General features: G+C 34.0%; 8 protein-coding genes, 1 pseudogene and 2 CRISPR repeat arrays. Of the genes and pseudogenes, 7 read left to right on the top strand and 2 right to left on the bottom strand.

The features are described 5' to 3' along the window. From cas3 to cas4, 5 genes are all read left to right on the top strand, one after another. The coding region (gene cas3, locus CP947_RS10060; RefSeq protein ID WP_216358487.1) for a CRISPR-associated helicase Cas3' at positions 1–2060 on the top strand (2060 nt) is incomplete at its 5' end. A 9-nt stretch (positions 2061–2069) separates the two neighbouring features. Beyond that, positions 2070–2720 (top strand): CRISPR-associated endonuclease Cas6, encoded by a 651-nt coding sequence (locus CP947_RS10055; protein WP_096713057.1) that lies wholly within the window; start codon positions 2070–2072, stop codon positions 2718–2720. Positions 2721–2732: 12 nt separating this feature from the next. Beyond that, a complete protein-coding gene (gene cas1 / locus CP947_RS10050) occupies positions 2733–3701 on the top strand; it encodes a CRISPR-associated endonuclease Cas1 (protein WP_096713056.1) in 969 nt (322 codons plus the stop codon). Positions 3702–3709: 8 nt separating this feature from the next. Further along, positions 3710–4000 carry a CRISPR-associated endonuclease Cas2 gene (cas2, locus tag CP947_RS10045; protein ID WP_096713055.1) on the top strand — a complete coding sequence of 97 codons (291 nt, stop codon included), beginning with the start codon at positions 3710–3712 and terminating at the stop codon, positions 3998–4000. A 20-nt stretch (positions 4001–4020) separates the two neighbouring features. Continuing rightward, on the top strand, positions 4021–4611 hold the full coding sequence (cas4, locus tag CP947_RS10040) for a CRISPR-associated protein Cas4 (protein ID WP_096713054.1): 591 nt from the start codon (positions 4021–4023) through the stop codon (positions 4609–4611). Positions 4612–4717: 106 nt separating this feature from the next. Beyond that, positions 4718–5627: a CRISPR direct-repeat array (repeat unit 37 nt; unit sequence GTCAAAATTCAATATCCACTAAAACAAGGATTGAAAC). A 385-nt stretch (positions 5628–6012) separates the two neighbouring features. On the opposite strand, the gene CP947_RS10035 is transcribed toward cas4, so the two are convergent. Together CP947_RS10035 and fae are read right to left on the bottom strand one after the other, a co-directional pair. Then, positions 6013–6528 carry a hypothetical protein gene (locus tag CP947_RS10035; protein WP_096713053.1) on the bottom strand — a complete coding sequence of 172 codons (516 nt, stop codon included), beginning with the start codon at positions 6526–6528 and terminating at the stop codon, positions 6013–6015. Between the two features lie 91 nt (positions 6529–6619). After that, positions 6620–7123: a formaldehyde-activating enzyme gene (gene fae / locus CP947_RS10030; RefSeq protein ID WP_096713052.1), complete on the bottom strand. Its 504-nt coding sequence runs from the start codon at positions 7121–7123 to the stop codon at positions 6620–6622. Positions 7124–7271: 148 nt separating this feature from the next. Here fae and CP947_RS10025 point away from each other — a divergent pair, with 148 nt between their 5' ends. Continuing rightward, a complete protein-coding gene (locus CP947_RS10025) occupies positions 7272–7682 on the top strand; it encodes a winged helix-turn-helix transcriptional regulator (RefSeq protein WP_096713051.1) in 411 nt (136 codons plus the stop codon). A gap of 25 nt (positions 7683–7707) precedes the next feature. Then, a pseudogene (locus CP947_RS10020) lies at positions 7708–8241 on the top strand (transposase); the annotation flags it as partial. 1 nt (position 8242) lies between these two features. Then, positions 8243–10699: a CRISPR direct-repeat array (repeat unit 37 nt; unit sequence GTCAAAATTCAATATCCACTAAAACAAGGATTGAAAC). Positions 10700–10798: the final 99 nt, after the last annotated feature.

Genomic DNA, 10798 nt, shown 5'->3' with positions numbered 1-10798 from the left:
GAATAATCTCATACGTTCTTAGTTTTGATTGCATTTTTACCGAATACAGCAAAGCTAAGAACACTATTATTACTTTTGACTGTCAAAGTCGGGTTGCAGATATAAAAGAAAATAGTCAATGTGAACTGGAACGCATCTATGATATGAAATTAGATGATTTCTTGAAGTTTGCTAATCGAGGCAACATCCGTCAAATTAGGAAAAATTGGAGTCAAGAAAAGCGGACAAATAATGGTTATACGATTGACTACATTTTAGAATTCAGCTATTTTTACTCATTACTTTTAACGGCAGACAAAATGCAGCTCATAGACGAAACGCCGGATTTACCATCTCAAAAACCAAGTTTTGCCGTTGAGAAATATAAAAATCATGTACGTGAAGAATTGTTGTCAAAAAATCCCCTTCTTGAAAAATCACACATATTCAATATACGTGAACAAATATTTGATGAACTGAAAAAAGAGCTTCAATCAATTGATCTGAAATCTGAAAGTTTTTTTTCCATAAATATCCCTACTGGTTCAGGTAAAACTTTCCTTGCTTATTATTCAGCTCTTTACATGGCAAACAAACTTGAGAAAAAATATGGATATGCTCCTGATATCGTTTATACCCTTCCGTTCTTAAGTATCATAGATCAAAATTACAGAGAACTGGCTAACATAGTTAAATATAATCAAAATTCAGAACCAAAAGATACGGAAATCTTAAAGTACCATTCACTTTCAGAAATAAAATATGAATCCGAAGATAAATATTATGAGAACTATGATGCCAGATTTTGCTTTGATAACTGGCAAAGTAAAATAGTAACCACTACATTCGTGCAACTATTCAATACTATATTTAAGATTGGCAACCATTCGATAGGCCATCGTTTCCATAGAATAGTTAATTCCATAATTATTCTTGATGAAATACAAGAAGTAGACGAAAAATATTATCCAATAATAAGGCAATTTTTCAATAAATTGGCCAGTGAATACAATGTAAAATTTATTTTTGTTACTGCTACAATGCCAATACTAATTGATAGCCATGAACTTGTACCAAATAAAAAAACATATTTTGAAGATTTAAATCGAATAAAAATATGCAATCATTTATCTGAAAGTTCTTCTCTGGATAATTTTGGGGATTTATTGCTTGAAGATATTGAAAAAAGACCAGATAAGAGTTTTTTAATTGTTTTGAACACAATCAAAACTTCAAAGGATATATTTGAACTACTACAGGAAAATACAGACAGACAGTGTGTTTATTTGTCCACCGAAATTTACCCAAAGGCCAGACTTGAAAAAATCGATTTTATTAAAAGAAGTGAAGAAAATTTAGTAGTTGTGTCGACACAATTAATTGAAGCCGGTGTAGACATTGATATGGATGTTATATATCGGGATTTTTGTCCACTTGATTCTATAAATCAAACCTCAGGGCGTGCTAATAGAAATGGAAAGAGTGAAGAACCAAGTGAAGTTCATTTATATAGACTGAAAGATGAAAATACCGGATATTATTATCACAACTATATTTATCCCCCATTTTTGATAGATATTACACAAGACATCCTTAAAGATAAGAATATAGTTGAAGAAAAGGACATCTATTCATTAAATGAGAAATATGCTCAAAATATAATGAAAAAAGTGAGCCATGACATATCGACAGAAATATCCAAGCATATACAAGTTCTTGATTTTAAGAAATTAAGGAATTCATTCGAGCTTATTGATAACAAAGATATTCCAAAGCATGATGTTATAATTGAAGCTGATTCCACATGTTCTAGTATAATTAATAGTCTAGTTCATTTGCACAATAACTGGAAAGAAAATAAAACACAATGGGAATATAACTTCGAAATCAAAAATTTATTTAGGCGTTTGAACCAATATAAAATATCAATCAATAATAAAACCTATTCTTCGTTACATGATAGTCTTCAAGAAATAAAAGGCTTTGATGTAGAATATCTCCCGAAGAATTGCGATTCAACTCAACTATATTCTGAAGAAAGAGGTATCATTTTAGATAACTCACAAATTGAAATTTTTTGAGGAGTAAACTTGCATATAAACTATACATGTGTACAATATCCTGATGTCCGCCTTCGTATGCGAGACGGAGCCAAAATTCGAGGGTTTTTTGCTAAGACATATTCTTCAGAGGACCGTATGCATAATCACACCGATACAGGGCCAATTTATAGGTACCCGGTTGTGCAGTATAAAGTAATCGAAGGTATTCCTACTCTGGTAGGTGTTGCTGATGGTGCTAATTTGATATTAGACGTGGGAATATGTACAGAAGAGATTAATATTGAAAATACACGATTTTGTTTGGAGAGAGCAGAAATTAACACAAATTCGGCCTCATTTGGAACATGCAACGATATACATAAATATATTTTCAAGACACCCTGGCTTGCTTTAAATCAAAATAACAGTGAAAAATATAGAAATGCAGACGAACTAGCAAAGGATTCCCTATTATCTAAAATTTTAATTGGCAACTTACTTTCAATGGCAAAAAGCCTTGATTGTTGGGTGAATGACGAAATCCGCATAAAATTAAATGTAATACCGATCAAAGTTAATTTTAAAGGAAAAAGTATGATTGCTTTCAAAGGAGGATTCAAAGCAAATTTTGATATTCCTGATTACTTAGGAGTAGGGAAATCCGTATCCAGAGGCTATGGTTCGATTGAAAAACAATGAGGGGATGATGAAATACAAATTGTAATCAACAGTTACGGCTCCTACCTGAAAAAAAGCAAGAACTGTTTTCTTGTTAAAAACGATGATAAAAAATTCGAAGTAGCCGCCGGTAAAGTTGAAAGTATAATGATTACCACGGCAGCTACAATAAGCACCGATGCAATCAAATTCGCTGTGGAAAACAATATCGATATCATTTTTCTGGACCATTTTGGTTACCCTTATGGCAGAGTATGGCATTCAAAACTCGGAAGTACTGTTTTAATAAGAAGGCGCCAGCTTGAATATTCGGATAATACAAAGGGTGCCAGAATGGCAAAAGGATGGGTTAACGAAAAAATCAATAATCAGGTAGATTTTCTCAAAGATCTTAAGAAAAACAGGCCTGAATTGAAAGCTGACTTACAGGAATATGTAGATAATATTGAAAACCTGAAGTCCCAGCTTCAGGAAGTCAAAGGCGATCTTGAAGAAGTAAGGGGAACCATCATGGGAATTGAAGGAATGGCTTCCAGAAACTATTTTGAAGCTATCAATCTAATAATGCCTGATAAATGGCAATTTAGCGGCAGAAGTCGCAACCCTGCAGTTGATGGATTTAATTGCCTGCTCAACTATGGGTATGGCGTCCTTTATTCAATGGTTGAAAAAGCCTGTATTATATCGGGCCTTGATCCATATGTGGGTTTTTTGCATACTGACAATTACAATAAGAAATCCCTTGTTTTTGATCTTATTGAACTGTACAGAATACATGCGGACAGGACAGTAGTGAACTTATTTTCAAAAAGGAAAGTCAATGATGAAATGTTTGATTCTATTCCAAACGGTCTTACTTTAAATAAAGAGGGAAAAGCTGTCCTTTTGCAGGTTTTCAATGAAACAATGGAAAAGAAAATATCCTATAATGGCAGAAATATTAAATTGAAAAACACCATGCAATATGACTGTCATAAAATTGCTAATAGTTTGATTAAGTGAGGAATTTTATGCTTGCCTGGGTGGTATATGATATATCAGATAATACCTGCAGAAAACATGTGAGTGATGCGTGTAAGAATTATGGACTCTACAGGGTTCAAAAAAGTGTTTTCCTGGGGGAATTGAACGCAAATGAAAGAGATTCTCTTGCAATCGAGTGTGAAGAAGAAATTGATGAAGATGTAGATTCTGTATATATTTTTCCAATGGATGACCAGTCATTCAAAAAAGTTAAATTGCTGGGGCAGGCTTTTGATAAAAATCTGGTGAGTGACGAAGTTTTAACTACTTTCTTTTAAGAAGAAATATTTGGGGTACAATGAGAGATAGTAGTGTCATAATTACAATTTCTGATGTGATTGAATATCTTTTCTGTCCCCGTTTTATTTATTTTATTTATTGCCTTGGTATCCCGCAGCATGAAGAAAAGCGGTTTAAAGTTTTAAGAGGAAGAGATGTACATGAAATACGTCGAATTACCAATACATCTTATATGAGAAAGAAACTTGGCTGTATATCTAAAGAAAGAAATGTTTTTGTTGCCTCAAAAGTAAATCACATTAAAGGAATTGTTGATGAAGTATTGTTTCTCGAAGACGGGACCGCTGCTCCTCTTGAATATAAGTTTGCAGAATATAAAGACAAAATTTATATGACTCATAAATATCAGCTTTATTTGCAGGCATTGATGATTTCTGAGAATTATGATGTAGAAGTCAATAGAGCTTATATTTGTTATACACGAAGTAATAATATGGTCAAGTCTATTAAAATTGAACCTGAGGATGTGGATGAGGCTATAAAAGTTGCCAAAAAGACAATTGATATAATAGAAAAGGGAGTATATCCAAAGGCAACAAAGTATAAATCCAAATGCATTGATTGTTGTTATAGAAATATTTGCGTATAATTCTTGTATTTATAAGGGATCTGATAGAAATGGTTCAAGAATTGAGATACTTGAAAAGGAGGGATATTAGGGCTTCTTTTGGACAAAAGAGGGTGAAATTTGTGCTGTCAAAATTCAATATCCACTAAAACAAGGATTGAAACAACGATTTCCCCGAGTTTGAGGACAAGGACATAAGGTCAAAATTCAATATCCACTAAAACAAGGATTGAAACTTGATCATATGTATACGTTTCACTCCGTCTTTTTTGTCAAAATTCAATATCCACTAAAACAAGGATTGAAACTCAATAGAAGAAGAAGCGGTTTTAAGTGCGTTAGTGTCAAAATTCAATATCCACTAAAACAAGGATTGAAACATGGATCGTTAAAATTAACTTAAAATTCTATGCTAGTCAAAATTCAATATCCACTAAAACAAGGATTGAAACGACTCATGATACACATGCACAGCACATGCACCATAATGTCAAAATTCAATATCCACTAAAACAAGGATTGAAACAACAGTACCTGCCGATAGCGTTTTTAAATTAGTGCGGTCAAAATTCAATATCCACTAAAACAAGGATTGAAACTTCAATGCATACATAGTTACCACTCATTGCTTAAAAGGGTCAAAATTCAATATCCACTAAAACAAGGATTGAAACAAAATTCTGAATATCCGGGGCTTAATTTGTTCTTAGGTCAAAATTCAATATCCACTAAAACAAGGATTGAAACTTTATGTCCTGGTTAAAGCCCAGGACCAGGACGCCGTCAAAATTCAATATCCACTAAAACAAGGATTGAAACGATTTATGGTCTAAGGTTAGTCTTAAGCATGGTCTAAGTCAAAATTCAATATCCACTAAAACAAGGATTGAAACATCAACCCTTTTATCGCATAGTTGCGGTTGCTGGTCAAAATTCAATATCCACTAAAACAAGGATTGAAACATTCCATTAACCAGGAAATAAACATACTGGAACGTATGTCAAAATTCAATATCCACTAAAACAAGGATTGAAACGCTAAGAGGAAGCTTGTATCCAAATATATTTCCGAGTATCAGGAAAACCATACGAAAGATGGCCTATGATCCGAAGGGATTTCTTAATTTTTTCTATTTTTGGCTTTGTAGAAATTTTCAATAATACAAAATATACAATCTTAACATACTGTCAAGATTGTGTATTAATACCTTGAATTTCACTTTTTTACCAGTGTACATCAAGCAAGTGTTCCACGTGTACCAACTGCTCCATCATTAATGGTTCCAAATGGAAGAAGATGGGGTTCTCTAAGGGTACGTTGCATTATATGAAGCGGAGGCAAGAAGTGGCAGTCGTTTGCTCTCATGCTCATGTAAGGGAGAGGTTAGAAGAGTTGGGGAGGGGCTGAATGAATCAAAACTCTTACTCATCAGATATAATTTCATCAGAAAAATTCTCATTTGTTTCTGTAAGGCATTCTGTTTCTTGAGAAGTTGTACAAAGACTGTGAATTAATTTTAATGTATAGATTAAATCAAAAAAACATAGACCTAAAAATCCATGGATTATAATCAATTTTATTGTTATGTTGTAAGTATTGCCAAATGGAATCGATGCAAAAGGAATTAACATAAGCGAGAAAAAGATTATGAAAAATCCAACCAACATTGAAAATGAAAAAACTGTTTCAAGATAATTTTTTTGATGTGAATACTTGATATTATCTTTATTGAAAGTATAAACAACCACCAGAACACTAACTATTGCTACAAAACTCTGCGCTACTGAACTAAAAAACCAATACCAAACATCATTGGTTATTAAAGAACCATTAAGCAATCCGCTATAGGATATAACGTACCCTGAAAGCGCAAATATCACTACATAAAAAACCAATCTGGCATAAATTCCATAAGAAATTTGATTGTTAATTTTCATGATAGCTCCTTAATTACTAATTAGAAAATTGATTTGTTGATTGAATTTAAAAATATAAGCATCCTGCGATTTTGCTCGCAGGAAGTCTTTTTTAAGCAAATGGGTGCTCTGCAGAGTCCTTCTTTGCAAGTGCCTCATCAACTGTTGGTGTTCCGTCGATAGCGCGCTTTATTGCAAGCTTTGTTGCTTCGTAGTTGAACTCGTAGATCTTTTCCTTGTCTGTTGCATCCCATTCGAGGAATACTGAAACAATGACAAGAAGGTTCTCTGCTTCTTCTTTTGGAATAACGCCGTCAGCTACACTGTCCATTACAGCTTTTGCAATAGCTGCCTGTGCAGGGCCGAACATCAGGGAAGCCTGGGTTACGTTCTTGATGGTAACCTTGTTCACCAGAAGTGTTGCTGGTTTTGGCATAACGTTTGGTTCAAGGACTGCAAGCAGTGGGGAATGACCCTGCTGTGGGTTTGCAAGTGCATTCATGAATGCATTCTCAACAGCACTTCCCTTTGTACCGATAACAAGATCGATGTGTGCAACTTCCGGTCCTTCACCAACTAATGCTTCGCCTACAAGACTATTTACTATCTTTGTCATATTATCTCCTCAATCAGAACTTCGCAGAAATGCGTTGTATGATATTTTATACATGGTACATTTCTACCGTTCCTTATTTTCACATCACCACATATCATGAGAACATATAAATACTTAATCTAACCATTTGGCAACCTGGTGAGAAATTATGGGAAACCTGGAACGCAGTCCTATAGACATAGCAATAAGACTAATAAGCAAGAAATGGACGCTCAACATCATCAGGGATATGTTCTGTGGGAAAAAGCAATTCAATGAATTCTTAAAAAGCAATCCAAAGCTTAGCAGTAAGGTACTGTCTACTAAATTGCGTCAGCTGGAGCAGGACGGGTTAATTGAAAAGATCATTGTGTCCAAGACACCGGTAACCATAGAATATCACCTGACCAGTAAAGGCAGGAACCTGAACAAAGTGCTTTATGAGCTATCAGGATTTGCATATAAGGAATGTGCGGACGAGTCCACTCCTGTATGCACAGAACACAGTTATGAGCTGACGAAAGAGTTGTTGAATATAGAGGATTTCGATAAACTCAGTCAACATTATACTAAAATATAAATAATATATAAATAAATTAAGTATTATGGACGATTTAACTGATTTTGCTCTTAATGAAGAATATAAACGTCTTCAATTGGTTGGTGACAGACTTGCTGAAATTGAATCATTGATCGATTGGAAACCTTTTCGACCAATCTTAGAATCGATGTATAAGAATAGAACAGCTTCAGGCGGCAGACCTGAAGCTGATGTTATTGTGATGTTCAAAATGCTTGTTCTGCAGCAATGGCATGGTTTATCTGATCCAGAACTTGAAAGACAATGTATTGACAGAATATCATTTAGAAAATTCCTAGGATTTCCTGAATATGTACCAGACAATACAACTGTCTGGTCATTCAGAAAGAGAATTATTGATAATGGGAAAGAGAAGCAAATATGGAATGAGATGCAGAGACAGCTCAATGCTCTTGGTTTGGAAATCAAAAAAGGAACGATCCAGGATGCAACTTTCATTCACTCTAACCCTGGTCATGCTAAAGCTGACACACCCAGAGGAGAGGATGCTAAAACAACGAGAAGCAGAGATGGAACCTGGGTGAAAAAAGGAGGTAAATGTCAAAATTCAATATCCACTAAAACAAGGATTGAAACCCCATACCTACTCTAATTTCTGTTGCCATTTGTTCAGTCAAAATTCAATATCCACTAAAACAAGGATTGAAACATCAATGCATTAATTGATTCATGATAACTTAGTAAGTGTCAAAATTCAATATCCACTAAAACAAGGATTGAAACATTCCATGTTCTTTAATTCCATTCATGATTAAAACCAGTCAAAATTCAATATCCACTAAAACAAGGATTGAAACTCGATGTAGATTTCGTTTGGTTCAATCGTAGATTCGTCAAAATTCAATATCCACTAAAACAAGGATTGAAACTTGTTTTCTTTTAGTTCACTGAGTAGTTCTCTTACGTCAAAATTCAATATCCACTAAAACAAGGATTGAAACAACAATGTAGTCCTTGCCATGTTCACACAACCTGTGTCAAAATTCAATATCCACTAAAACAAGGATTGAAACCACTAATGGTACATTAGTACCAATTGCAACAAATCAAGTCAAAATTCAATATCCACTAAAACAAGGATTGAAACTTGCGGCCTTCTTTTCACTTATACTGACATTGCTGGTCAAAATTCAATATCCACTAAAACAAGGATTGAAACTTATCGTTCACCAGCAATACAGTTCCATATGGCATGTCAAAATTCAATATCCACTAAAACAAGGATTGAAACTTCATCACCTCAATACACAAATACATTTCCATCTGCTGTCAAAATTCAATATCCACTAAAACAAGGATTGAAACTTGGTACATGAACATCTCTCATCAACGCTTCCGTTAGTCAAAATTCAATATCCACTAAAACAAGGATTGAAACATGTTATCATGATGTAGGTAGATGTTAGGTACATGATTGTCAAAATTCAATATCCACTAAAACAAGGATTGAAACGATATTTTCTATAATCTGCTTTTAGGTATGGTTCACCTGTCAAAATTCAATATCCACTAAAACAAGGATTGAAACTTAGTATTACCAACTGATGGATTAAATTGTGGGTTGTCAAAATTCAATATCCACTAAAACAAGGATTGAAACGCGTCTGCAATTGCTTTACTGATATCTGTCTTAGACATGCGTCAAAATTCAATATCCACTAAAACAAGGATTGAAACCTTTTACCTTTCTTTTTATAGGTAAACTTCTTCTCAGTCAAAATTCAATATCCACTAAAACAAGGATTGAAACTGTCATGCTATGTAGTCATCAATCCAGTATTACGAATGGTCAAAATTCAATATCCACTAAAACAAGGATTGAAACTTTGATGTAGTCTACATCTATGTACATGTATCATGGAGTCAAAATTCAATATCCACTAAAACAAGGATTGAAACATATTTTATTCGATTTGATACTAACAATAAAGGATAAGTCAAAATTCAATATCCACTAAAACAAGGATTGAAACTGGATTGGTTTGACGGGGCTAGCCGTGAATGCAGCGGTCAAAATTCAATATCCACTAAAACAAGGATTGAAACATAAATATATGGTTCTGGACAGAGATGAAATTAGAGTCAAAATTCAATATCCACTAAAACAAGGATTGAAACAACGCCACACAGACGCTCTCACAGCCCCAAATCAGTCAAAATTCAATATCCACTAAAACAAGGATTGAAACTAATCTCGCCGGACTTATACAAATGTATATAGGTTGTCAAAATTCAATATCCACTAAAACAAGGATTGAAACAAATCAGCATATCGAATATGGAATAGGTGAATAAAATGGGTCAAAATTCAATATCCACTAAAACAAGGATTGAAACATTTCCTCTTGTTTTTCATACTCTCTGATAACATCGAGTCAAAATTCAATATCCACTAAAACAAGGATTGAAACTACTTATCATCCAATTGGTTGATTGCCTCACCCAATGGTCAAAATTCAATATCCACTAAAACAAGGATTGAAACAAATATATTCTAGGTAATACAAAGAAGGAAGAGTGTCAAAATTCAATATCCACTAAAACAAGGATTGAAACATATCTCCGCCGTGAGTATCTCCCTCTGTCCATGTGGTGTCAAAATTCAATATCCACTAAAACAAGGATTGAAACTATGAATGAAGTCTCAATGCATGAGTATGATACTGGTCAAAATTCAATATCCACTAAAACAAGGATTGAAACCTTTGACAGGCTTTTCTTTTCGACTGCTGCTCTTAGTCAAAATTCAATATCCACTAAAACAAGGATTGAAACAAAAATATTCCTCTTGAAGCGGTGTCTTGTGTTGGAAGTCAAAATTCAATATCCACTAAAACAAGGATTGAAACAAAAATATTCCTCTTGAAGCGGTGTCTTGTGTTGGAGTCAAAATTCAATATCCACTAAAACAAGGATTGAAACTCTGAATTCGAATAACAGGTCTTCGAATTCGAATCGGGTCAAAATTCAATATCCACTAAAACAAGGGCTTAAAGTACATTAATACAATTCAGGAGATAACCATGAACAACGCTGATGAAATCATAAAATACCTTGATATGAGCAAGCACCCCGAAGGTGGGTTTTTTAAAGAA

The sequence above is a fragment of the Methanohalophilus euhalobius genome (assembly GCF_900215215.1).
Taxonomy (GTDB): Archaea; Halobacteriota; Methanosarcinia; order Methanosarcinales; family Methanosarcinaceae; genus Methanohalophilus; species Methanohalophilus euhalobius.
Note: the sequence above shows the minus strand (reverse complement) of the source record. Positions and strands in the feature narration are given on the sequence as shown.